The organism is Pseudomonas defluvii, from assembly GCF_001695625.1.
GTDB classification, from domain to species: domain Bacteria; phylum Pseudomonadota; class Gammaproteobacteria; order Pseudomonadales; family Pseudomonadaceae; genus Aquipseudomonas; species Aquipseudomonas defluvii.
Genome location: NZ_MBPN01000010.1, coordinates 63,937 through 87,074, shown reverse-complemented (window position 1 = coordinate 87,074; position 23,138 = coordinate 63,937). Strand labels below are relative to the sequence as shown.

21 protein-coding genes are annotated in these 23,138 nt (G+C 58.1%); 9 read left to right on the top strand and 12 right to left on the bottom strand.

What is annotated here, in order from left to right:
- Positions 1-393: 393 nt before the first annotated feature.
- From msrQ to mrcB, 9 genes are all read right to left on the bottom strand, one after another.
- Positions 394-1,014 carry a protein-methionine-sulfoxide reductase heme-binding subunit MsrQ gene (gene msrQ / locus EKA13_RS04995; protein ID WP_065758299.1) on the bottom strand — a complete coding sequence of 207 codons (621 nt, stop codon included), beginning with the start codon at positions 1,012-1,014 and terminating at the stop codon, positions 394-396.
- Entirely contained in the window at positions 1,014-2,027 is a 1,014-nt protein-coding gene (gene msrP / locus EKA13_RS04990; protein ID WP_065758298.1) for a protein-methionine-sulfoxide reductase catalytic subunit MsrP, read from the bottom strand. Before msrP ends, msrQ begins: the two co-directional genes overlap by 1 nt.
- Positions 2,028-2,090: 63 nt before the next feature.
- The gene (gene pssA / locus EKA13_RS04985) at positions 2,091-2,948 is read right to left on the bottom strand and encodes a CDP-diacylglycerol--serine O-phosphatidyltransferase (protein WP_065758297.1); all 858 of its coding nucleotides are present in this window, start codon (positions 2,946-2,948) and stop codon (positions 2,091-2,093) included.
- A gap of 143 nt (positions 2,949-3,091) precedes the next feature.
- Entirely contained in the window at positions 3,092-4,108 is a 1,017-nt protein-coding gene (gene ilvC / locus EKA13_RS04980; protein ID WP_065758296.1) for a ketol-acid reductoisomerase, read from the bottom strand.
- Positions 4,109-4,157: 49 nt separating this feature from the next.
- Positions 4,158-4,649 carry an acetolactate synthase small subunit gene (ilvN, locus tag EKA13_RS04975; RefSeq protein WP_042125802.1) on the bottom strand — a complete coding sequence of 164 codons (492 nt, stop codon included), beginning with the start codon at positions 4,647-4,649 and terminating at the stop codon, positions 4,158-4,160.
- Positions 4,650-4,651: 2 nt separating this feature from the next.
- Positions 4,652-6,376 carry an acetolactate synthase 3 large subunit gene (locus EKA13_RS04970; protein WP_065758302.1) on the bottom strand — a complete coding sequence of 575 codons (1,725 nt, stop codon included), beginning with the start codon at positions 6,374-6,376 and terminating at the stop codon, positions 4,652-4,654.
- Between the two features lie 422 nt (positions 6,377-6,798).
- A complete protein-coding gene (locus tag EKA13_RS04965; RefSeq protein ID WP_065758295.1) occupies positions 6,799-7,128 on the bottom strand; it encodes a YqcC family protein in 330 nt (109 codons plus the stop codon).
- Positions 7,128-7,868 carry a tetratricopeptide repeat protein gene (locus EKA13_RS04960; protein ID WP_065758294.1) on the bottom strand — a complete coding sequence of 247 codons (741 nt, stop codon included), beginning with the start codon at positions 7,866-7,868 and terminating at the stop codon, positions 7,128-7,130. The genes EKA13_RS04965 and EKA13_RS04960 overlap by 1 nt, the downstream gene beginning before the upstream one ends.
- A 22-nt stretch (positions 7,869-7,890) precedes the next feature.
- Complete coding sequence (gene mrcB, locus EKA13_RS04955) at positions 7,891-10,212, bottom strand: penicillin-binding protein 1B (RefSeq protein ID WP_065758293.1); 2,322 nt, start codon at positions 10,210-10,212, stop codon at positions 7,891-7,893.
- Positions 10,213-10,329: 117 nt separating this feature from the next.
- Here mrcB and EKA13_RS04950 point away from each other — a divergent pair, with 117 nt between their 5' ends.
- From EKA13_RS04950 to EKA13_RS04940, 3 genes are all read left to right on the top strand, one after another.
- On the top strand, positions 10,330-11,892 hold the full coding sequence (locus tag EKA13_RS04950; RefSeq protein WP_065758292.1) for a bifunctional aminoglycoside phosphotransferase/ATP-binding protein: 1,563 nt from the start codon (positions 10,330-10,332) through the stop codon (positions 11,890-11,892).
- A 102-nt stretch (positions 11,893-11,994) separates the two neighbouring features.
- On the top strand, positions 11,995-12,339 hold the full coding sequence (locus tag EKA13_RS04945; RefSeq protein ID WP_065758291.1) for a pentapeptide repeat-containing protein: 345 nt from the start codon (positions 11,995-11,997) through the stop codon (positions 12,337-12,339).
- Between the two features lie 165 nt (positions 12,340-12,504).
- Positions 12,505-12,777: a TfoX/Sxy family protein gene (locus tag EKA13_RS04940; protein WP_065758290.1), complete on the top strand. Its 273-nt coding sequence runs from the start codon at positions 12,505-12,507 to the stop codon at positions 12,775-12,777.
- Between the two features lie 175 nt (positions 12,778-12,952).
- Here EKA13_RS04940 and EKA13_RS04935 read toward each other — a convergent pair whose 3' ends face one another.
- The gene (locus EKA13_RS04935; protein WP_065758289.1) at positions 12,953-13,849 is read right to left on the bottom strand and encodes a ChaN family lipoprotein; all 897 of its coding nucleotides are present in this window, start codon (positions 13,847-13,849) and stop codon (positions 12,953-12,955) included.
- 152 nt (positions 13,850-14,001) lie between these two features.
- On the opposite strand from EKA13_RS04935, the gene EKA13_RS04930 reads away from it, so the two are divergent.
- Positions 14,002-14,319 (top strand): Rieske (2Fe-2S) protein, encoded by a 318-nt coding sequence (locus EKA13_RS04930; RefSeq protein WP_065758301.1) that lies wholly within the window; start codon positions 14,002-14,004, stop codon positions 14,317-14,319.
- Here the strand turns inward: EKA13_RS04930 and sfsA are convergent.
- Together sfsA and EKA13_RS04920 are read right to left on the bottom strand one after the other, a co-directional pair.
- On the bottom strand, positions 14,309-15,022 hold the full coding sequence (sfsA, locus tag EKA13_RS04925) for a DNA/RNA nuclease SfsA (protein ID WP_065758288.1): 714 nt from the start codon (positions 15,020-15,022) through the stop codon (positions 14,309-14,311). The two genes, EKA13_RS04930 and sfsA, sit on opposite strands and share 11 nt — an antisense overlap.
- The gene (locus EKA13_RS04920) at positions 15,022-16,194 is read right to left on the bottom strand and encodes a pyridoxal phosphate-dependent aminotransferase (RefSeq protein WP_065758287.1); all 1,173 of its coding nucleotides are present in this window, start codon (positions 16,192-16,194) and stop codon (positions 15,022-15,024) included. Before EKA13_RS04920 ends, sfsA begins: the two co-directional genes overlap by 1 nt.
- A 199-nt stretch (positions 16,195-16,393) precedes the next feature.
- Here EKA13_RS04920 and dksA point away from each other — a divergent pair, with 199 nt between their 5' ends.
- The 5 genes from dksA to EKA13_RS04895 all read left to right on the top strand — a co-directional run bounded on the left by dksA (position 16,394) and on the right by EKA13_RS04895 (position 22,537).
- On the top strand, positions 16,394-16,840 hold the full coding sequence (gene dksA, locus EKA13_RS04915; RefSeq protein WP_065758286.1) for an RNA polymerase-binding protein DksA: 447 nt from the start codon (positions 16,394-16,396) through the stop codon (positions 16,838-16,840).
- Between the two features lie 77 nt (positions 16,841-16,917).
- Complete coding sequence (gene gluQRS, locus EKA13_RS04910) at positions 16,918-17,805, top strand: tRNA glutamyl-Q(34) synthetase GluQRS (protein WP_065758285.1); 888 nt, start codon at positions 16,918-16,920, stop codon at positions 17,803-17,805.
- Between the two features lie 155 nt (positions 17,806-17,960).
- Positions 17,961-18,137: a hypothetical protein gene (locus EKA13_RS04905; RefSeq protein ID WP_003250005.1), complete on the top strand. Its 177-nt coding sequence runs from the start codon at positions 17,961-17,963 to the stop codon at positions 18,135-18,137.
- Positions 18,121-21,078, top strand: a complete 2,958-nt coding sequence (locus EKA13_RS04900) for a sensor histidine kinase (protein ID WP_176717397.1) — start codon at positions 18,121-18,123, stop codon at positions 21,076-21,078. The genes EKA13_RS04905 and EKA13_RS04900 overlap by 17 nt, the downstream gene beginning before the upstream one ends.
- A 22-nt stretch (positions 21,079-21,100) precedes the next feature.
- Positions 21,101-22,537 (top strand): sigma-54-dependent transcriptional regulator, encoded by a 1,437-nt coding sequence (locus EKA13_RS04895; protein WP_065758283.1) that lies wholly within the window; start codon positions 21,101-21,103, stop codon positions 22,535-22,537.
- Positions 22,538-23,138: the final 601 nt, after the last annotated feature.

The window sequence follows — 23,138 nt, the reverse complement described above, 5'->3', positions numbered from 1 at the left end:
TTTGACTATCAGTCTGATTTCACAAGCACCCACACGAATTGCTTGATTCGATTGTTAAAGAGCGGTTGGTTAAGCGCTTTTCGTCTCAACCGAGGCGCGCATTCTACGCTTTCCCCTGTCTCTGTCAAGCGTTTATTTTGAAGTTTTTCAGAATTTTCCGTTCAACTTCAACCACTTGACTCGCTTCGATCTCTCGTTAGCGGGAGGCGAATTCTACAGCGTTTCAACTCGCTGTCAACCACCTTTTTCACCGCTGCCGACCTATTCGACCGAAGCACTTCCAGCACCATCACTAAACATCTAACTCATTGATTACCAAGGAGTTTTCCGCTTCGACTGCGCCGAAAGAGGTGCGCATTATAGAGAGATGGAACGGGGCGTCAAGGCTTAAATTCAACTTTTCGTTGTCGTTGCGGCTTTTCCTATCGCCAGCCTCGGAATACGCCGCCCCAAGGCAGGAATACGTAGCGCCAACAACAATACGCCAATGCCAGCGTAGACCGCCCACTCCTTCAGATCTGCACGCACGACCCACAGAAAATGCAGCAACCCCAACCCCAGGATCACATAAACCAACTTGTGCAACCTCTTCCAGCGCGCCCCAAGCCGCCGCTGGCTGTAGCGATTCGAAGTCACAGCCAAGGCAAGCAGCCCGATAAATCCCAGAACACCCACAATGATATAGGGGCGCTTGCGCAACTCTACGCCTAATTGCCCCCAGTCGAGACCGAGAATAAAGAACAGGTAACCACTCAAGTGCAACACGACATAGGCAAAGCACCACAAGCCCAACTGGCGCCTCACCACAATCCAGCCAGACCAGCCGCTCAGGCGCTGCAATGGCGTCATGCACAAGGTAATGAGCAAAAAGATCAACGCCCCCAACCCCAGCCGATCGACCAACACCTTGCCCGGGTCTGGCCCCAATGCAAACGCCCACGCCTGATAGAGCCAATACAAAGGCCAAAAACTGGCGAGAACAAAAATACCAAGGCGAAACCATGGGTAGCGCATCAGTAGTTCTTCCTCAGATCAAGACCACTATAAAGAGAAGCGACTTCCTCTGCGTACCCATTGAACATCTGCGTGTCGCGCACATTCGGACTGAACAGCCCACTCGGCAACCGACGCTCACGCGCCTGGGTCCAGCGCGGATGATCAACCTGAGGGTTCACATTGGCATAAAAGCCGTACTCATCCGGCGCAATGCTTTGCCACGTGGTTTTCGGCTGCTGCTCAACGAGGCTGATGCGCACGATCGACTTAATGCTCTTGAAGCCATACTTCCACGGAACCACCAATCTGAGAGGCGCACCATTCTGATTAGGCAGCTCCCGCCCATACATACCAACAGCCAGTATGGCCAACGGATTCATGGCCTCATCCAGACGCAACCCTTCTACATAAGGCCAGTCAATCAAGGCAAAGCCTGAGCGTTGGCCAGGCATGCTTTTCGGATCCTGCAGCGTTTCGAAGCGGATGTAACGCGCTTTGGATGTTGGCTCCACCTGCTTGAGCAGAGCGGACAACGGGAACCCCAACCAAGGGATCACCATCGACCACGCCTCTACACAGCGCAGCCGATAGATGCGCTCCTCCAACTGATAGGGCTTGATGAAGTCTTCCAACGCATAACGACCGGGCTTTCCGACCTCGCCATCGACTACTACCGTCCAAGGGGCAGTTTTCAGCACAGCCGCGTTTTGCGCCGGGTCTCCCTTATCAGGGCCGAACTCATAGAAGTTGTTGTAGTGGGTTGCATCTTTGAATGGCGTAATGGCCTCGCCTGGCGCTGTCACCGCCTGCCATTGAGTTCCACCAAGCTTCTCGTTGAACCAACCGGGCGCGGAACCGGCATCGACATCCGGGTAACGCGAAACATCGGCGGCACTGGCCAAACGCGGCAGGGCTGAAACAGCCAGCGCAGCCAAGGACCCGCCCAGCAGGTGGCGACGAGAGACATAGAGAGATTCGGGGGTGACCTCTGACGCTTTGCAGTCAGAGGCCTTGGGCATCTTGATCAGCATGATGACTCCGTAGAACGGGTGGACTGATGCACCAGTAGACTACGGAGTCTTGCAGAAATTACATCACTCGGTGCCTTTACGCCGACGCATGCGCAACAGGTACTGGATAGGGCCCGAAGCGGCATAAGCAAGGAAAATCAGCAGCAGAATACGTGGCGGATCACTGAAGACCACAGCAAACACGAGTACCACGGCGAGAATCGCCACGAAAGGTACACGCCCCTTCAGGTCGAGCTCCTTGAAGCTGTTGTACTTGATGTTACTGACCATCAGCATGCCGGCGGCAGCAACCAACAGCGCCACCAGAAATGACAGCTTGGAACCCTGGATACCGTAGTCACTGAATGCCCAGACAGTACCAGCTACCACACCCGCCGCAGCCGGGCTGGCCAAACCTATAAAGTAGCGCTTGTCCGCCTTGCCAACCTGGGTATTGAAACGCGCCAGACGCAACGCGGCACCAGCCACATAAATGAAGGCCACCATCCAGCCGACTTTACCCATGTCGCCCAGCGCCCAGCCGAACGCCAGCAATGCCGGGGCCACACCGAAAGCGACCATGTCGGACAGGGAATCGTACTCGGCGCCAAAGGCGCTTTGAGTGTTGGTCATGCGCGCAACACGACCATCAAGGCCATCGAGCACCATGGCAACAAAAATAGCGATGGCGGCGAAGGCAAAATACTTGCTCGCTTCGCGAGGATCACCAGCACTCAGCGCGCTTTGTGCGCTCATCGAGCTGATGATGGAATAGAAACCGGCAAACAGGTTGGCGGTAGTAAACAGATTGGGCAGCAGATAGATACCACGATGCCGCACCTTGCGTCCTTCGGCGTCATGCCCTTCTTCAACATGCTCATCGATCGGTAGCAGGCTTTCGGCGTCGGAGGCCTTGCTGGGCTCTTCTGGACGTTCGCTCATGGACATTACCTTGCAACGGTTTGGAAAGTTTCGGCTGTTGTTTGCAGCGAGAGTTCGTGCACACAGTGAGCTTTATACCAGAAGCTGACCCTCTAAACGAAAAAACGCGGCCAAAGCCGCGTTCTTATCGCATCAAGGCAAGATTAGTTCTTGGCTTTGTCTACGATTTTGTTCGCCGCGATCCAAGGCATCATCGAGCGCAGTTGCTCACCGATGACTTCGATACCGTGGGCAGCGTTGTTACGACGACGAGCAGTCATCGATGGGTAGCCAGTGGCACCCTCGCTGATGAACATCTTCGCGTACTCGCCGTCCTGGATACGCTTCAGAGCGTTGCGCATTGCCTGACGGGACTCAGCGTTGATGACCTCTGGGCCAGTTACGTACTCACCGTACTCAGCGTTGTTGGAGATCGAGTAGTTCATGTTGGCGATACCGCCTTCGTACATGAGGTCAACGATCAGCTTCAGTTCGTGCAGGCACTCGAAGTAGGCCATTTCTGGCGCGTAGCCAGCTTCAACCAGTGTTTCGAAACCGGCTTTGACCAGCTCAACGGTACCGCCACACAGAACAGCCTGCTCACCGAACAGGTCGGTTTCAGTCTCGTCCTTGAAGGTCGTTTCGATGATGCCGGTACGGCCACCGCCAACGCCTGCGGCGTAGGACAGGGCAACGTTCTTGGCGTTACCGGACGCATCCTGGTAGATCGCGATCAGGTCAGGGATACCGCCGCCCTTGACGAACTCGGAACGTACAGTGTGGCCTGGTGCTTTAGGGGCGATCATGATCACGTCCAGGTCAGCACGTGGCACAACCTGGTTGTAGTGAATCGCGAAACCGTGGGAGAACGCCAGGGTAGCGCCCTTCTTCAGGTTAGGCTCGACTTCGCTCTTGTACAGCTGAGACTGGAACTCGTCTGGGGTCAGGATCATGACCAGGTCAGCAGCGGCAACAGCGCTGGCCACGTCAGTGACTTTCAGACCGTGCGCTTCAGCCTTGGCAACAGTAGCCGAGCCTTTACGCAGACCAACGGTAACATCCACACCCGAATCTTTCAGGTTGCACGCTTGGGCGTGACCCTGAGAGCCGTAACCGATGATGGCAACTTTTTTGCCCTGGATGATCGAAAGGTCGCAGTCTTTGTCGTAATAAACTTTCATGAAACACCCCTTATCTCGGCCTTTCGAGGCCATTCGCTAATTTTTTGAGTTAGATGCTAAGAACTTTGTCGCCACGGGCAATGCCGGTGACGCCACTGCGTACGGTTTCGAGAATGGACGCGGTACCGATAGCCTGAATGAAACTGTCCAGTTTGTCGCTGGTACCGGTCAGTTGAACGGTATAGACACTGGCACTGACATCGACGATCTGCCCCCGATAGATATCGGTGGTGCGTTTGATCTCGGCACGCTGTGCGCCCGTGGCCTTGACCTTGACCAGCATCAGTTCACGCTCGATATGCGCGCTTTCTGAGAGGTCGACCAACTTGACCACTTCAACCAGCTTGTTCAGGTTCTTGGTGATCTGCTCGATCACTTCATCATGGCCGACCGTTGTCAGCGTCAGACGCGACAAGGTCGGGTCTTCAGTCGGAGCAACCGTCAGGCTTTCGATGTTGTAGTTGCGCTGGGAGAACAGGCCAACCACGCGCGACAAGGCACCAGGTTCGTTTTCCAACAGCAGGGAAATAATGTGCCGCATGATTAGGTACGCTCCGTCTTGCTCAGCCACATATCGCGCATCGAGCCATCCTTGATTTGCATCGGATAGACGTGCTCGCTGTTGTCGACCTGGATATCGATGAACACCAACCGGTCTTTCATGGCAAAGGCTTCCTCGAGCTTGGGCTTGAGGTCCTTCAGGCTGGTGATGCGGATACCCACATGGCCATAGGCTTCGGCCAACTTGACGAAATCAGGCAGCGATTCCATGTAGGAGTGCGAGTGACGGCTGTTGTAGGCCATGTCCTGCCACTGGCGGACCATGCCCAATACACCGTTGTTCAGGTTGACGATCTTCACCGGCAGGTCGTACTGCAGGCAGGTCGACAACTCCTGAATGTTCATCTGGATACTGCCCTCACCGGTGACACAGGCAACATCCTGGTCAGGGAAGTTCAGCTTGACGCCCATGGCGGCAGGGAAGCCAAAGCCCATGGTGCCCAGGCCACCGGAGTTGATCCAGCGGTTTGGCTTGTTGAAGCGGTAGTACTGCGCCGCGAACATCTGGTGCTGGCCGACATCGGAGGTAACGAAGGCATCGCCTTTGGTCACTTCGCAGAGTGTCTCGATAACGGTCTGCGGCTTGATGACACTGCCATCACCCTTGTCGTAAGGGAACATGCCGCGGTCGCCACGCCACTCTTCGATCTGCTTCCACCAGGCATCCATTGCCGCCTTTTCAGGCTTCTCACCGATTTCCTTGAGGATCGCGACCATCTCGGTCAGAACGCTTTCGACAGGCCCGACAATAGGCACATCGGCCTTGATCATTTTGGAGATCGACGCAGGGTCGATGTCGATATGGATGATCTTGGCGTTCGGGCAGAACTTCGCCGGACCGTTGACGACCCGATCATCGAAACGCGCGCCAACAGCAAGGATCACGTCGGCATGGTGCATCGTCAGGTTGGCGGTGTAACTGCCGTGCATGCCCAGCATGCCGAGGAATTGACGGTCAGTACCCGGATAGCAACCCAGGCCCATCAGGGTATTGGTGACCGGCAGGTTCAGCATCTGCGCCATTTCAGTCAGGGCTGCGGAGCCACCGCCGAGGATGACACCACCACCAGCGTACACAACCGGACGTTTAGCCGAGAGCAGCATTTCTGCGGCTTTGCGGATCTGACCCGAGTGCCCACGAACAGCGGGGCTGTACGAGCGCAGCTTGACCTTCTTCGGATAGACGTACTCGAACTTTTCAGCCGGGTTGGTCATGTCCTTCGGAATGTCGACGACAACCGGGCCTGGACGGCCGGACTGCGCGAGGTAGAAGGCCTTTTTCAGAACTTCAGGGATTTCCGATGCGTGCTTGATCATGAAACTGTGCTTCACGATCGGCCGGGAAATACCGATCATGTCGGTTTCCTGGAAAGCATCCGTACCGACCATGGTGCTAGGCACCTGACCGGAAAGGATGACCATCGGAATGGAGTCCATGTAAGCGGTGGCAATACCGGTAATGGCATTGGTCGCCCCAGGACCGGAGGTCACCAGAACTACACCAGCCTTGCCGGTAGCACGGGCGTAACCATCCGCCATATGGGTTGCAGCCTGCTCATGACGGACCAGAATGTGACTCACTTCCGGTTCTTTGAACAGAGCATCGTAAACATGAAGAAGAGCACCGCCCGGGTACCCATAGATGTGCTTAACGCCTTCGTCACGCAAAAAGCGGACGACCATTTCAGCGCCAGATAAAAGCTCCACGTTGTTCACCTCTAAAACGCCAGAATACCGTCCGATGGGAACGGGTCTTAATAGGTTTACTGCCAAGCAGAGCATGAGCGACGAAATCGCCGACTACGTCAGCACTGACTGAGCAAGTATTGGGAGCGCCCCAGAGTGTTGCGGGGTTTTCCCACCCAGCGCGAGGTAACGCGTTGCGGGGTGTAACAGGTCGGCGCGGGTGTGCGCCTCATGATCTGCTTAGCGGGTCTGCTTCTGGCAGTCCCTCTACAGCGGACTTTGGATTGTTCTGATTCGAACTGCTCAAGTCAAGTGATCTTCGCGGTTAATTCACCATAAGCCACTCTCGAGCAAGCAGAAAAACGTTTGCCTGAGCATCTGAAGCATCAGGCAACGAGCGTGCGGGGCAGACGAAGCTGCCCCGGAAGGAGAAACTCAGGAACTCAGCGAGATGAGCGAATCAGTTCGTCAAACTCGGACAACAGTCGACGCAGCCGCGTACTTTCCTGCACCCGATCCACATAAACCATCTCGGCCATCTCGAGAATACCGGAGGCGTTAGGCAGCGGCAGGTCATGCTCAAGAATCATCTTCATCCGCTGGAGGAAGATCCACTGCAACCACTGCTCAAAAGACAGCGTATCGACCGCAAAGGGTTCGACACTGGCCAGCGCCTCGGCACTCGGCGCCCTCTCCTCCCACCATCCAAGCGAGCGCAGTTCCTGCTCGATCAGCAACAGATGGTCGGCGATTGACGGAACCCGCTTGTCCATTACGAGCTCACCCGCGCTTTCTGACGGGCCAGCGCAGCGCCAGCGGCGTCACCTTGCTTCTCCCGTGACTGGGCGATGATGTCCCACAGCCCGGCCTGCAAATCGGGTCGACCATTGGCATAAGTCAGCGCCCGTCGAGCCAGTTGCTCGGATTGGGCAGCATCCCCTTGGGCCAGGCGCACCTGGGCCAAACGGTAGAGCACTTGCGGCTCACGCGGTGCAATGCGCTGGGCACGCTCCAAGCTGGACGAGGCACCGTTGTAATCACCACTGCCTTGTTGTTGCTGCGCAGTGGTCAGCAACGCCAGCACCGGACCATCCAGTTGTTCATCCGCGGATAAGCCACCCGCATTGCCGCGAGGGATGCCTGTTGGCGCACTTGGCATGCTGTAGCCGCCAGAGCTGATTGATGCGGTCGTCATCGGCTCCGATGTCACCGGGCCTGGCGTAATCGGCCCCGGTGTAATTGGTGCTGCGCTGGTCGACGCCGGGAACGTCTGGATCGGCGCCGCACCAGCCCCCTGCGGCACCATGACGGTTACTGCATCGTTCTGAGGTATTGCTTGAGCCTGACGCGCACCGCTGGCGGCAGCGTTATAGCCACCGCGGCTGGCCGTTACTCGCTCACTGTTAGAAACACGCGTGCCTGACTCGACAACAGGGATCGAACCACGTTGCACGCTGGCACAGCCATTGAGTAGCGCCAGTGCCGTCAAGGCAGGAAACCACCACTTATTCACTTCACACCCTCTTCGCTAGTGCTCAATTCATCCAACCCTTGACCCAGTCCATTACCGATTCGGCTGGCGCGGATTCACCACCACAGGCAGGACCGGGGGGCGGTTCGCTGCCGCGAATATACGGCATCTGGACCGCGCCCGGGCAGCTTGCGTCCGACCCTTGCCCGGAATGGGCATCAACCCAGGCCAGCACCACATTGTCTGGCTGCGGCATATCCAGAGGAAGCGGGTCGGCCTTGCGCATGAAACTGGTCCAAACCTGCAATGCGCCGGTGGCCCCCGTGAACGGCGTCTTGCCATTGTCGTCACGCCCCAACCAGACGACTGCCAGCAGGTCCTGACTGAAACCTGCGAACCAACTGTCTCGCGAGTCGTTACTGGTACCGGTCTTGCCGGCCAAGGTCAGAGAGCTTGGCAAGACACTGTAAACCGAACGTCCGGTGCCTTCACGCATGACCCGTTGCATGGCGTTCTGCACCAGATAGATGGAGCCTGGATCAAAACGCTGCTGGATCTGGAACGGGTAGCGCTTGAGCGGCTCACCCTCAGCCGTCAGTACGCTGCGAATACCGCGCATCGGCGTATTGAAACCACCATTGGCCAGGGTCTGGTACATGGTAGCCACCTGCATCGGCGACATGCCGCCCGCCCCCAGCAACATCGACGGGAACGCCGGCCAATCGACTTCGACACCCAAACGGCCAATGGTTTTCAACACATTGGGCACACCCACTTCCAGACCAAGTTTGGCCGTGGAAAGGTTGTAAGAGTTCGCCAGCCCCTGGTAGAGGTAGATGGTGCCATGGGATCGCCGATCGTAGTTCTGCGGCTTCCATACCTGGCCGTCGGCCCCTTTGACCGAAAAGGGCTCATCCTGGACCCAGCTCGTGAGCGTGTACTGGCTGGGTTTTTCCAATGCGGTCAGGTAGACAGCCGGCTTGACCAGAGAGCCAATCGGCCGAACAGCATCCACAGCACGGTTGAAACCGGCAAAACCGGGCTGGCGACTGCCTATCAGCGCCTGGACCTCACCGGTTTCCGGATTGGTCACCACCATGGCTGCCTCGACTTCATCCGCCCCCTTGCGCCCGGCAAGGCGCTTGAAGGTGTCAGTGACCGATGCCTCCGCCTTCATCTGCAGAATCGGATCGAAGCTGGTAAAGATCCGCAGACCTTCTTCGGTCAAGTCTTCGTCACGATAGTCCTGACGCAGTTGGCGTTTGACCAGGTCAAGGAAGCCCGGGAAGGAACTGTCGGCCAGGCTGCCACGCTTGGTAACGCCCAACGGCATTTTCTTCGCAGCCTCGACGGCCTCCGGGGTTGCGACGCCCTGCTCGGCCAACAAGTCGAGCACCAGGTTACGCCGCACCGTTGCCCGCTCGGGGTAGCGCCGCGGGTTGTAGTAGGAAGGCCCCTTGACCATCCCCACCAACAATGCGACCTGATGCAGCTTGAGCTCTGACAACGGCTGACTGAAGAAAAACTGGCTCGCAAGACCAAAGCCATGCACCGCGCGCTGACCATCCTGGCCAATGAACACCTCGTTGAGGTAGGCCTCGAGGATCTCGCGCTTGTCGTAATGCAGCTCAAGCAACATCGCCATCAGGGCTTCCGTCAGCTTGCGACTGAGGCTGCGCTCATTGGTCAGGTAGAAGTTCTTGACCAACTGCTGGGTCAGGGTACTGCCCCCCTGACGCATGGCGCCGGATGAGGTGTTGACCCAGATGGCCCGTGCAATCGACTTGGGCGAAACACCAAAGTGCGAATAGAAGTCGCGGTCTTCCACGGCAACCAGGGTTTCAAGCAGGTACGGGGGCACCTGATCGAGTTTTATCAGGATGCGGTCTTCAAGGTTCTTCGGGTACAACCCGCCGATCAGCAGCGGCTCCAGGCGAACCACGGCCAGTTTCGAGCCATTGGCTCCACTCAACCCGGCAACGTAATCGCCCGAGAAACGTACTTGAACCGCCTGGGCCTGCTCCAGCCCTTCATAGAACTGGAAGCCACGGGTATTGATATCGACCGTATTACCACTGACAGCAGCGGCACCAGGCCCATTGGCGACGCTCTCGCGCCGATAGCCCAAGGCATCAAGCTCGATAAGAAAGTCGTCCTTGCTGAGTTTCTGGCCGACGAACAGCTCCAGCGGCCGGGCATACACCTTGGCCGGGATCGTCCAGCGCTTGCCAGAGAATTTCTCCTGGACTACCGCATCGAAATAAATCGCAAAGCCCGCGAGCACGACGAGACCGACAAGGCTGAGCTTCAAAGCCCAGCCCAGCAGGGCGCGCGCACGGCCAGAGGGACGTTTTTTGGGGGTACGGGAAGATTGGGTACGAGTCATGGCCGCGGATTATACGCACTTTATTGTTCGTCGACAGGCGCCCTCCGGCGGTTTGCACGGGGGCCGCTTGTCGCCATAATGGGCGCTTAGACTCTTCACGACTCCAAAGGATCGCCCGTGAGCCAAGCCTTGATTGCAGCCCTGCAAAACCCAGCCCTGTACCCTCATCCGGTGAGCGGTTTCCAGGTTATTGAGACACACATTTCCTGGGTTCTGCTCACTGGCGAATTCGCCTACAAAATCAAGAAGCCGATGAACTTCGGCTTCCTCGACTTTACCGAGCTGGCCCAGCGCAAGCACTTCTGCAATGAAGAGCTGCGCTTGAACCAGCGCCTGACCCAGGGGCTGTACCTTGACGTACTGCCAATTACCGGCAGCGCCGAAGCCCCACAATTGGGCGGCACAGGCGAGCCGATCGAGTACGCCCTGAAGATGCGTCAGTTCCCGCAGAGCCAGATGCTTAACACGCTGCAGGCCAATGGCGAGCTGACGGCAGAACATATCGACCAGATGGCCCACCAGATTGCACAGTTCCACCTGAGTGCACCACGCGTGGCCGTGGATCACCCGCTGGGCAGCCCGGAAAGCGTGATGGCCCCGGTTGAGCAGAACTTTGAGCAGATACGCCCCTTCCTGAGCGATAAGGCTGACCTGCAACAGCTAGATGCCCTCCAAGCGTGGGCACGCAGCAGCTTCGACCGCCTTCATGGATTGCTGGAAGCCCGTAAAGCCCAAGGCTTCATCCGTGAGTGCCACGGTGACATCCACCTGGGTAACGCCACCCTGATCGACGGCAAGGTGGTGATCTTCGACTGCATCGAATTCAACGAGCCGTTCCGCCTGACCGATGTCTATGCCGACGCCGCGTTCCTGGCGATGGACCTGGAAGACCGCGGCCTCAAGTCGCTGTCCCGCCGTTTCATCAGCCAGTACCTGGAACTGACCGGCGACTATGAAGGCCTTGAGCTGTTGAACTTCTACAAGGCCTACCGTGCACTGGTGCGTGCCAAGGTTGCCCTGTTCAGCATGCCGGCCAATGCCGACGGCGTGCAGCGTGCCACAACCCTGCGCCAGTACCGCAACTACGCAACCCTGGCAGAGAGCTACAGCGCTATTCCTTCGCGCTTCCTGGCTATTACCCACGGTGTGTCGGCCGTTGGCAAAAGCCATGTCGCCATGCGTTTGGTCGAGGCACTTGGCGCTATCCGCCTGCGCTCGGATGTAGAGCGCAAGCGCCTGTTCGGCGAGCAAACGCCCGAAAATGCAGGCAACTTGCAAGCTGGCATCTACAATCAGGACTCCAGCCAGGCGACCTACGCACGCCTGCATACACTGGCAGGCATTGTCCTGCGTGCAGGCTTTCCGGCTGTCATTGATGCCACCTACCTCAAGCACGCACAACGTCAAACCGCCGCGGGCATTGCGGGTGAAACGGGCGTACCGTTCCTGATACTCGACTGCAATGCACCTGATGCGGTCATCGCAAGCTGGCTCAAGCAGCGTCAGGCCGACCAGAATGACCCGTCCGACGCCACGCTTGAGGTGATAGCCGCACAGAAGGCCAATCGTGACCCATTGAGCGCCGAAGAACTGCTGCACAGCAAGCGCGTAGAAACCAACGAAAGCGGCAGTCTCGACGAGTTGGTCAAGCAGATTCGGCAAAAACTGCCTGGCTTGTAAGCAACTCCCGGACGTGAAGCAGTCGACACTTCTCGGCAGTGGGTTCGCGCCTCCCAAGTGATGGCACTATAGTGTCATCACAATCACATAAGGAGGCCTACCATGAACCAGCCCCGGCAAATCGACTCTGCGCTGTATGCCTTGGTGCGTAACGAAGAGGTAGCGGCTTTCAATCAGGAAAGGCCGAAAGACGCCAGCATCGATTTTAGTCATGGCGACTTTCGCGGTCTGGACCTGCGCGAATTGGACACCACAGGCATAGATTTCACTGGTGCCTACTTCCGGGCGGCCGACCTGCGTGGCCTGGATCTGCGAAACTGCTCCATGGAAGGCGCCAGCCTGGCCCATGCCCAGATTTCCGGCGTGTACTTCTCACCAGACCTGAGTGCTGACGAAATTCTCATGTCAGTTAATTTCGGAACGCGTCTGCGCTACCGCACACGTTAACAGACTGCAACCCTAGGGCCCGCCGACTCACACTTGACGGGCCATAGGGCCCCGCCCGACCACCCATAAGCGCCAAAATGCCGCTTATTTTCCAACTGCCGCTACACTCCCCCTTGGTATGCCTGCGATTCCCCTCGACCCGTTCAGCCGTCGCAAGGAGGCTTGATGAACGACGAACTCCAGCATCTGAAGAATCTTGGCAAGACTTCTGCGCAGTGGTTGCATGCAGTCGGTATTCACAGCGCCTCTGACTTGCGTCGCATGGGCGCGGTCAATGCGTATCAAGCCGTGCGTACTCGTGGCTTCAGGGCATCGAAGGTACTGCTCTATGCGATCGAAGGCGCCTTGCTCGACATGCATTGGAATGACATTCCAGTCGAGCGCAAGGAAGCCCTGAACCAGCAACTCGACGCAAGAGCGCCGCGGAAAAACAACTGACAGCCGATACAACAGTTGACATGCAAATGATAATTGTTATTACTGGAGCCACTAGCCGCAAGGCTGGTTGGATAAGCTGAAAAGCCTCGGTTCGGGCTCTCAAATTATCTCCTCATCAGGCTAATCACGGTTATTGACCCGGCACATTTTGCCGGGTCTTTTTTTGCCTGCCCACTCAGTGTTTCTTGCGCAAACTCGCGCAGTAGTCCTGAGCCGGCAACGCTGCGGTAAACCAGACATAATCCGCCATGCCCGGCTCAACCACCTCGCCTACCTGGGCCAGCATCAGCACCTGCGGTGCGTCTTGCACGCCAAGGTCCGCCACATGCTGCGGAACACCGATATCTTTGCGCACGTGATAGCCGCCCGCGAACAACAGGCTTGGCGTCGGCGCCGCAAGCAAGCGCTCGGCTATTCGTCGGTCACGCTGCTGCTGCACCGCAAGCATCGCTGGCAATTGCGAGTCTGGCAGCAAGCCACAATGGGAGTCGCGTACCTGCTCAAGTAGCGCCTGACGAACAGCCGTTGATGTCGAACGATTTCCAGACAACACCGGCGGCTGTCGATAGATCCGTCCCACTTCATCATCGTCAAGATTGGCGGCCAGCAGTGCATACGGTTGTCTCAGGGCCTCCTCTACGATCGGCCCATACAGGGTCCAATCCCAACCTTTTTGCCAACGCAAAGCCCCGGGTACATCAGCAGGTAATGATGCTTGCTGGCGCACTACCTCGACCCGCGCCTGCTGTACAGGCTGAAGCATCTCCAGTAGCAGGCTACCTTGGGGGCGGTATTGGCCGAGAGCCTTTAACAACCACAACTGCAGCGCATGATGGTCAGGATTATCGTGTTGCTCTCCCACTAGCACACGGGACGCACCCGCCAAGCGAGCGACCAGTTGCTCAGGACTCAGGACTCGACCACTGGCCAGCTCACGTATCTGCCCCAGCTCAGCATGCCCCAGCCCCTCAGGGCTCTGCCAAGCCGGCAATGGCGGCAGCGCTACGCGGGTCTGGCAGCCTGACAGGCACAGAAGCAGTGCGAGTACGGCATAACACAGCAGTCGGGGCATCAGCAGTTCTCCTCTCGAGCCAGCATCAGCAGGCGACTGCTGGCCAGCGGCGTCGGCTTTCCTAGGGTCAATCTGCACGGTATAAAACGTGCCTCAGGGTTGAACGCTCGTGTCAGTCGAGCCAAGCCCATCATTTTGAGTAAGCCATGCGCATGCACTTCCTTTGCCCGTCCTCCGACCTTCGTGAAGGCCACAGTCGCGGCTTTAGCCTCGACAACACCCACCTGCTCGCCGTTCGCCGGCAGGGTAAGGTCTACCTCTATCGCAACCGCTGCCCCCATCGAGGCATTCCATTGAACTGGCAGGCTGACACGTTTCTCGACAGCAGTGCCCAATTGATCGCCTGCGTGCATCACGGCGCACAGTTTCTGATCGAGTCAGGCGAGTGCGTGGCAGGCCCTTGCGAAGGCGACGCCCTGGAAGCCCTCAACTGCCACGAAGACACCGGGGGCATCTGGCTCACGGATTGATCAGTACTGGCAAGCGACGATCGACTTCAATCTGCTCACCCTCCAGACGCACTGCGTACGCCAGCACTTCCACACCATCCGCAACGGCCTCACGCAGTGCTGCCGCATAAGCAGGGTCGATTTCCTCGGCCGGACGAACCGCATCAACACCACTGAGGTTCACGCAATATAGCTGTACGGCGCGCACACCTTGACGAGCCAATGCGGCGAGCTCACGCAAGTGCTTGGTGCCCCGTTGAGTCACCGAGTCGGGAAACGCCGCAGTAGTCGAATCAGAAAAACCCAATGTCACGCTTTTGACTTCGACATAAGCCGGGCCGTCAGGAAACTCCAGGCGAAAATCCACTCGACTGTTTTCTTCACCGTAAGGCACTTCGCGCCTGAGCGCGCTAAACCCGGCAAGCTCCTTGATCCGCCCAGCACAAAGCGCCTCTTCGACCAGCGCATTGGCGCGCCCCGTATTCACGCACGCCAGCCGCCCCTGAGGCGTTTCGCTGATTTCCCACGTACCTGGGAGCTTGCGCTTGGGGTCATTGGAGCGGCTGAACCAGACCTTGCCACCCTCGATCATGCAATTGAGCATTGAGCCGGTGTTGGGGCAGTGGATCGTCAGTTGCTCACCACTGGCCAGTTCTATATCTGCCAGGAAGCGTTTGTAGCGACGCAGCAAGCGCGCTTCCTCAAGTGCCGGTGAAAAGCGCATCAGCCTTGCCAGCTCCGCAGGCCACGCTCAATTCGCTCTACAGCCTCCTGCAAGCGCGGCATGCTCTGGGTGTAGGCAAAACGCACATGGTGCCCGGCCTGATAGCGCCCGAAATCCAGCCCCGGGGTAAACGCGACATGCTCGGTTTCCAGGAAGTGACGGCAGAAAGCGAACGCATCACCGCCAAACGTGCTGATATCAGCGTAGAGATAGAAAGCGCCCTGAGGCTCGACTGCGATGCCAAACCCGAGCTCACGCAGGGCTGGAAGAAGAAAATCACGTCGCCGACCAAATTCCTCGCGACGCTCTTCCAAAATAGCCAGCGTTGCCGGCTCAAAGCAGGCCAATGCAGCATGCTGAGCCATGCTCGGCGCACTGATGTACAGGTTCTGGGCGAGCTTTTCCAGATCGGCCACGGCTGCGGGAGGTGCGACCAGCCACCCCAGACGCCATCCGGTCATGCCGAAATATTTTGAGAAACTATTCAGGACGAAGGCCTGGTCTTCAACTTCAAGCACGCTAGGCGCGTCCATGCCGTAGGTCAGGCCATGGTAAATTTCGTCTACCACCAGATGCCCGTGACGCTCCCGAACTGCCTGCGCGAGGCTGGCCAGTTGCTCACGGTCGAGCACCGTACCTGTTGGGTTTGCCGGTGAGGCAACCAGTGCACCAACGCTGTCCTGATCCCAGTAACGCTCTACCAGATCAGCGTTCAGTTGGTAGTTGACCTCAGGGCCGACCGGCACCAACTGTGCAGCCCCTTCTACCAGGCGCAGGAAATGCCGATTGCATGGATACCCTGGATCGGCCAGCAACCAGTGCTTACCAGGGTCGACCAGCAAGCTGCTGGCCAGAAGCAGCGCGCCAGAGCCTCCCGGGGTAATCAGGATACGCTGAGGATCAATGCTCAACCCGTAGCGCGTGGCATAGAAACCCGCGATCGCCTCGCGCAATGCCGGGAGGCCACGCGCAGCGGTGTAACGGGTTTCCCCATTGGCGAGCGCCGCCTGCCCCGCCTTGATGATCGGCGCCGCCGTGGTGAAGTCCGGCTCGCCGATTTCCAGATGAATGACGTCATGGCCTGCAGCTTGCAGTTCGTTGGCTCGCGCCAGCAAAGCCATCACATGAAAGGGTTCGATGGCGCGACTACGCGCACTGTAGGGCTGAGCCATTAGCCTTCTCTCAAATGGGGTGTAAACTAAAGATTCTACCCAAGAGCCGGAACCAGCGGGTGGTAAAACCTGCAATCAGAGGGAGTAGCATCCCCTGATTCTATCTGGTAAGTTCGGCGGCTCGCAGTCGCAGGGCCGGCGGGCGCCGGAGATGGAGCAGCCTGCGCAATGGATTAGAAGAGTGAGAGGCGGTCAATTCATGCCCACCAACGAAAAGCAACAAAGTAGTCAACTTGTTCGCGGCTTCGAACCCTATAGAGAAACCCAGGGCGAGGAGTACATGGGCAAGCCCATGCGTGCTCACTTCACCGAGCTGCTGAATAAATGGAAGCAGGAGCTCATGGTCAGCGTCGATCAGACCGTGGACCACATGAAAGACGAAGCGGCCAACTTCCCTGACCCGGCCGATCGCGCCAGTCAGGAAGAGGAGTTCGCACTGGAGCTGCGCAATCGCGACCGCGAGCGCAAGTTGATCAAAAAGATCGACAAGACGCTGCAGCTGATCCAGGACGAAGAATACGGCTGGTGCGAGAACTGCGGCATCGAGATTGGCGTACGCCGCCTGGAAGCCCGCCCTACCGCCGACCTGTGCATCGACTGCAAGACACTGGCGGAAATCAAGGAAAAGCAGGTCGGCAAAGCCTGACCTGAAAAAATGGGGCGCTTATAGCGCCCCATTTCAATTATGGTTGTACGACTTTTCCTGATTACCCGCGCGTTACCATGAACAACCCCAGCTATGTCGGGCGCTTCGCCCCCACCCCCAGCGGTTTTCTTCATTTCGGCTCACTGGTAGCCGCCCTGGCCTCCTACCTGGATGCCCGTGCGGTTGGCGGTCGTTGGCTGCTGCGCATGGAAGACATCGACCCTCCCCGTGAAGCGCCTGGCGCACAGGCAGCTATCCTGCGCACCCTGGAATCATATGGTCTGGAGTGGGATGGCGAGGTGGTTTATCAAAGCCAGCGCCATGATGCCTACGCCGAAACGATCCAACGCCTGTTTCAGCAAGGCCTGGCCTATGCCTGTACCTGCTCGCGCAAACAGCTGGAGCCTTATCATGGAATTTACCCAGGCCTGTGCCGGAACCTTGGCCATGATCAGCACGATGCGGCCATCCGTGTACGCGTGCCAGAGCTTGCCTATCACTTCATTGATCGCGTGCAAGGCCGTTTTGAGCAACACCTGGGCCGCGAGTCAGGCGACTTCATTATCCGCCGTCGAGATGGGCTGTATGCCTATCAACTGGCCGTGGTGCTAGACGATGCCTGGCAGGGCGTTACCGACATTGTGCGAGGCGCCGACCTGCTCGACTCAACACCACGCCAACTGTATCTTCAGGAGTTACTGGGGTTACGCCAGCCGTGCTACCTGCATGTACCGCTGATTGTGCAACCCGATGGTCATAAGCTGGGCAAATCCTATCGCTCCGCCCCGCTGCCAGCAGACCAGGCCACCCCGCTACTGCTACGTGCCCTGCGTGCCTTGGGGCAACCGACCGATCCGGCTCAGGCGTACGCCACCCCGCAAGAGGTGCTGACACATGCTTGCCGGCACTGGAACGTCGACGCAATCCCCAAAAGCATGACCCTGGCCGAGGCAACGCTGCGCTGAAGCCTTGCCGAACGCAAGAAAGCCCAATAGATTCAATTCCTTGGGGCAGAATGCGAAGTCCATTTGCAGCCTTGTCGCCATCCGCTACCATCGCCACCGCCGATTTGCGCCAATAATAACTTCAGGCACGCAGCGGTTTAACCAGTGAGGCCCACATGTACATCTATCGTTTGGTCCTGCTTCTGGTCGTGGGGATCTATTTGTTCTCCCCTGCCATCATGGACTGGTGGATCGAACCGACCGGGGCCTGGTATCGCCCGTACCTGCTCTGGCTGATCCTGATCGTCGTGACCTTTATCCTGCAGAGCCAACGTGATGCCGATGAGCTTTAGCCTGACCCAGATGATCCTGATCAGCGCCGCCTACCTGCTGGTGCTGTTCGGCGTGGCCTGGATCAGCGAACGCGGCATGATCCCACGCGCGATCATCCGTCACCCGCTGACCTACACCTTGTCACTGGGTGTTTATGCCAGTGCCTGGGCGTTCTATGGCACGGTCGGGCTTGCCTACCAGTATGGGTACGGTTTCCTGGCCTGCTACCTGGGGGTTTCCGGGGCCTTTCTATTGGCGCCCGTGCTGCTTTACCCGATCCTCAAGATCACCCGCACCTACCAACTGTCATCCCTGGCCGACCTGATTGCATTTCGCTTTCGCAGCACCTGGGCCGGCGCGCTGACCACCGTTTTCATGCTGATTGGCGTACTGCCTCTATTGGCGCTGCAAATTCAGGCGGTGGCCGACTCAATCGGCATTCTCAGCGGCGAACCGGTTAAAAACCGGGTAGCACTGGCCTTCTGCGCAATGATCACACTGTTCACCATTTTCTTTGGCTCGCGGCATATTGCGACCCGTGAGAAGCATGAAGGACTGGTGTTCGCCATAGCCTTCGAATCGGTGATCAAACTACTGGCGCTAGGGGGGATTGGCCTCTATGCACTGTACGGCGTGTTCGGCGGGCCCCACCAGCTGGAAGTCTGGTTGCTGCAAAACCAGACGGCCCTCGCTGCATTGCACACGCCCCTACAGGAAGGCCCGTGGAGAACCCTGCTGCTGGTGTTTTTCGCCTCGGCAATCGTCATGCCGCACATGTACCACATGGCCTTTACCGAAAACCTCAATCCGCGCTCACTGGTCAGCGCCAGCTGGGGCTTACCGCTGTTTCTGCTGCTGATGAGCCTGGCGGTTCCCCTGATCCTCTGGGCGGGCCTGAAACTGGGCGCCAGCACCAGCCCGGAATACTTCACCCTGGGCCTGGGCATTGCCGCGAACAACAAGCTATTGGCCCTGCTGGCGTACATCGGCGGGCTATCAGCCGCCAGCGGCCTGATCATCGTGACCACCCTGGCGCTGTCCGGCATGGCCCTGAACCACCTGGTACTGCCGCTGTACCAGCCACCGGCCGAAGGTAATATCTACCGCTGGCTGAAATGGACCCGACGGGCACTGATCGTCGCCATCATCAGCGCAGGTTTCGGCTTCTATCTGTTGTTGGGCGCTCAGCAGGACCTGGCCAATCTGGGTATCGTCGCCTTTGTCGCAACACTGCAGTTCCTGCCCGGCGTGCTCTCGGTACTCTATTGGCCAACCGCAAACCGACGTGGCTTCATCGCCGGATTGCTGGCGGGGATCAGCGTCTGGCTGGTAACCATGCTGCTGCCACTGGTTGGCAATCTGCAGGGCTTTTACATCCCGCTGCTGAACATGATCTATGTGCTCGACGACACCAGTTGGCACATGGCAGCCATCGCTTCACTGGCAGCCAACGTCCTGTTGTTCACGCTGATTTCGCTGTTCACCAATGCCAGCCCGGAAGAGGTTGGCGCCGCGGAAGCCTGTGCGGTGGACAACGTACGCAGGCCGCAACGTCGCGAACTGCATGCGGCCTCGCCGCAGGAGTTTGCCACCCAACTGGCCAAGCCCCTGGGTGCCAAGGCCGCACAGAAAGAAGTTGAACAGGCACTGCGCGATCTCTACCTGCCCTTTGATGAGCGCCGGCCTTATGCGCTACGCAGGCTGCGTGATCGAATAGAGGCGAACCTGTCTGGCTTGATGGGGCCTAGCGTGGCTCAGGACATGGTCGAGACCTTCCTGCCCTACAAGTCCGGCAGCGAGAACTACGTTACCGAAGACATCCACTTCATCGAGAGCCGCCTGGAAGACTACCACTCGCGGCTGACCGGCCTTGCTGCTGAACTCGACGCCCTGCGCCGCTACCATCGCCAAACCCTGCAGGAACTGCCGATGGGCGTCTGCTCGCTGGCCAAGGATCAGGAAATCCTGATGTGGAACCGGGCCATGGAAGAATTGACTGGCATTGCCGCCAAGCACGTGGTGGGCTCCCGCCTGACAACCATCAGCGAACCTTGGCGCGGCCTTCTGCTCGGCTTCATCAATGTTCCGGATGAACACCTGCACAAACAACGGTTGGCGCTGGATGGCCAGCCGCGCTGGTTGAACCTGCACAAGGCGGCCATCGACGAACCGCTGGCGCCGGGTAACAGTGGCTTGGTACTGCTTGTTGAAGACTTGACCGAAACTCAAGCGCTTGAAGACAAGCTGGTGCACTCCGAACGTTTGGCGAGCATCGGCCGGCTGGCCGCGGGGGTGGCCCATGAGATCGGCAACCCGATTACCGGCATCGCCTGCCTGGCGCAAAACCTGCGGGAAGAACGCGAGGAAGACAGCGAAATCACCGAGCTGAGCAACCAGATCATTGAACAGACCAAGCGTATTTCGCGCATCGTTCAGTCACTGATGAGCTTCGCCCACGCCGGCGGTAGCCAACAGAACAATGAAGAACCCGTATGCCTGGCAGAAGTGGCACAGGATGCAATCGGCTTGCTGGCCTTGAACCGGCGCAATTTTGAAGTACAGTTTTTCAATCTGTGCGACCCGGAGCACTGGGTAGACGGCGACCCCCAGCGGCTCGCCCAGGTATTGATCAATTTACTGTCCAATGCCCGCGACGCCTCGCCACCCGGCGCTGCCGTGCGGGTCAGAAGCGAAGCGAATGAACACACCGTCGACCTGATTGTCGAGGATGAAGGGAGCGGAATCCCAAAGAACATCATGGACCGATTGTTCGAACCGTTCTTCACCACCAAGGATCCGGGTGAAGGGACAGGACTAGGGCTCGCTCTGGTCTATTCCATCGTGGAAGAGCATTATGGACAAATCACCATCGACAGCCCGGCCGATATCGAAAGCCAGCGTGGCACCCGGATCCGAGTGACCCTACCGCGCCATGTCGTAGCGACGTCCGCTGTGAACTGAGACCGTCGAGAGAATTGAATCAATGCCGCATATTCTGATCGTCGAAGACGAAACCATCATCCGCTCAGCCTTGCGTCGCCTGCTCGAACGGAACCAGTACCAGGTCAGTGAAGCCGGCTCGGTACAGGAGGCTCAGGAACGCTTCAGCATTCCGACCTTCGACCTGATCGTCAGCGATCTGCGCTTGCCAGGCGCCCCGGGTACCGAACTGATCAAGCTTGGCCAGGGAACGCCTGTGCTGATCATGACCAGCTACGCCAGCCTGCGTTCTGCGGTCGACTCCATGAAGATGGGGGCGGTCGACTACATCGCCAAACCCTTCGACCATGACGAGATGCTGCAGGCCGTGGCGCGCATCCTGCGTGATCGGCAGAGCGCTCCGGCGGCACCGTCCGAACGTGTGAATGGCAAGCCAGCCGCCAGTGACAAGGCCGGCAGTGAAAGTGCCAATGGCGAGATCGGCATTATCGGCTCGTGTCCACCGATGCAAGATCTCTACAGCAAGATCCGTAAAGTCGCGCCCACCGACTCCAACGTCCTGATTCAAGGCGAGTCGGGTACCGGTAAAGAGCTGGTCGCCCGCGCCCTGCACAACCTGTCGCGACGCGCCAAGGCACCGATGATCTCGGTTAACTGCGCAGCGATTCCGGAAACCCTCATCGAGTCCGAACTCTTCGGCCACGAGAAAGGCGCGTTCACCGGCGCCAGTGCCGGGCGCGCTGGCCTGGTTGAAGCCGCCGACGGCGGCACGCTTTTCCTGGATGAAATTGGCGAGCTGCCGCTGGAAGCCCAGGCTCGCCTGCTGCGTGTCCTGCAGGAAGGCGAAATCCGCCGGGTCGGTTCGGTACAGTCGCAGAAGGTTGATGTGCGCCTGATCGCCGCTACCCACCGCGACCTGAAGAACCTGGCCAAAGTCGGCCAGTTCCGTGAAGACCTTTACTACCGACTGCACGTCATCGCCCTGAAGCTGCCTGCGCTGCGGGAACGGGGTGCCGACGTCAATGAAATTGCCAATGCCTTCCTCGCTCGGCAGAGCGCACGTATCGGCCGCAATGACCTGAGGTTTGCTCACGACGCGGAAATGGCGATACGTCACTACTCCTGGCCAGGTAACGTGCGTGAACTGGAAAACGCCGTGGAGCGTGCCGTCATCCTTTGCGAGAGCCCAGAGATTTCTGCCGACCTGCTGGGTATCGATATCGAGCTGAGCGATCTGGAAGACGACGATGAGACCTTCGGCGGCCTGCCAGCAGCCGGCACGCAGGCCAACAGCAGCCATGAGCCCATGGAAGACCTGTCGCTGGAAGACTACTTCCAGCACTTCGTGCTCGAGCACCAGGACCATATGACCGAAACCGAACTGGCACGCAAGCTGGGGGTCAGCCGCAAGTGCCTGTGGGAACGACGCCAGCGCTTGGGGATACCTCGACGCAAGAGCAGCGCAACCAACGAGGGCTGATACGCTTCAGCTGTCACCGTGCCATTGGGCAGGTAACATAAGATTCACGTGACAGACTGTTACCGCAACATGAAGACGTAACAAAAACCGGGGCTTACGGTAACGAAACCCCGGTTTTTTTTCGGCACCAAAACGGACCAAAACCGGCGTAAGCCCTTGTTTTACTGGGTTTCACAAAAGTTGGCACGGCACCTGCTATATGTTTGGTACAAGAACAATAACAAGCACTGCAAAAGACAATAAAAATAAGACGAATCGGCTCACGCACAATAAGAACAAGACGGCGGAGGCGCAGCTAACTGATTCTTTTGGAGAGGAGTTGTGTTTTGGGGCTTGCCCCACAACCAGGCAGAGAACAACAAAAACTGCACTAAAGCAGCGCCTACACTGGTTGGATCGACAGATCACCGCAACCTCAGCGACCAAAGCAATCCGTTTGCTCTTGGCCCCCGAATAGGGGGACGCTCTACAAGCCTCGGCTTTGTAGACAGGGCACTCAACAAAAACAAGAAGCCCAGAAGAAAAATAAAAAGAGCACGCAACTACATTCCAGGGGAGCTTCGGCTCCCCTTGTAGTTTTCCTACCTGCACCCCCTCACGC

What these genes read in the sequence shown, in the direction of transcription:
- EKA13_RS04895 (WP_065758283.1), top strand. Translation starts at nt 21,101, where the DNA reads ATGCCGCATATTCTGATCGTCGAAGACGAAACCATCATCCGCTCAGCC.
- EKA13_RS04945 (WP_065758291.1), top strand. Translation starts at nt 11,995, where the DNA reads ATGAACCAGCCCCGGCAAATCGACTCTGCGCTGTATGCCTTGGTGCGT.
- sfsA (WP_065758288.1), bottom strand. Translation starts at nt 15,022, where the DNA reads ATGCGCTTTTCACCGGCACTTGAGGAAGCGCGCTTGCTGCGTCGCTAC.
- EKA13_RS04965 (WP_065758295.1), bottom strand. Translation starts at nt 7,128, where the DNA reads ATGGACAAGCGGGTTCCGTCAATCGCCGACCATCTGTTGCTGATCGAG.
- gluQRS (WP_065758285.1), top strand. Translation starts at nt 16,918, where the DNA reads ATGAACAACCCCAGCTATGTCGGGCGCTTCGCCCCCACCCCCAGCGGT.
- EKA13_RS04940 (WP_065758290.1), top strand. Translation starts at nt 12,505, where the DNA reads ATGAACGACGAACTCCAGCATCTGAAGAATCTTGGCAAGACTTCTGCG.
- EKA13_RS04900 (WP_176717397.1), top strand. Translation starts at nt 18,121, where the DNA reads ATGCCGATGAGCTTTAGCCTGACCCAGATGATCCTGATCAGCGCCGCC.
- ilvN (WP_042125802.1), bottom strand. Translation starts at nt 4,649, where the DNA reads ATGCGGCACATTATTTCCCTGCTGTTGGAAAACGAACCTGGTGCCTTG.
- EKA13_RS04935 (WP_065758289.1), bottom strand. Translation starts at nt 13,849, where the DNA reads ATGCCCCGACTGCTGTGTTATGCCGTACTCGCACTGCTTCTGTGCCTG.
- mrcB (WP_065758293.1), bottom strand. Translation starts at nt 10,212, where the DNA reads ATGACTCGTACCCAATCTTCCCGTACCCCCAAAAAACGTCCCTCTGGC.
- msrP (WP_065758298.1), bottom strand. Translation starts at nt 2,027, where the DNA reads ATGCTGATCAAGATGCCCAAGGCCTCTGACTGCAAAGCGTCAGAGGTC.
- pssA (WP_065758297.1), bottom strand. Translation starts at nt 2,948, where the DNA reads ATGAGCGAACGTCCAGAAGAGCCCAGCAAGGCCTCCGACGCCGAAAGC.
- ilvC (WP_065758296.1), bottom strand. Translation starts at nt 4,108, where the DNA reads ATGAAAGTTTATTACGACAAAGACTGCGACCTTTCGATCATCCAGGGC.
- msrQ (WP_065758299.1), bottom strand. Translation starts at nt 1,014, where the DNA reads ATGCGCTACCCATGGTTTCGCCTTGGTATTTTTGTTCTCGCCAGTTTT.
- EKA13_RS04920 (WP_065758287.1), bottom strand. Translation starts at nt 16,194, where the DNA reads ATGGCTCAGCCCTACAGTGCGCGTAGTCGCGCCATCGAACCCTTTCAT.
- EKA13_RS04905 (WP_003250005.1), top strand. Translation starts at nt 17,961, where the DNA reads ATGTACATCTATCGTTTGGTCCTGCTTCTGGTCGTGGGGATCTATTTG.
- EKA13_RS04930 (WP_065758301.1), top strand. Translation starts at nt 14,002, where the DNA reads ATGCACTTCCTTTGCCCGTCCTCCGACCTTCGTGAAGGCCACAGTCGC.
- dksA (WP_065758286.1), top strand. Translation starts at nt 16,394, where the DNA reads ATGCCCACCAACGAAAAGCAACAAAGTAGTCAACTTGTTCGCGGCTTC.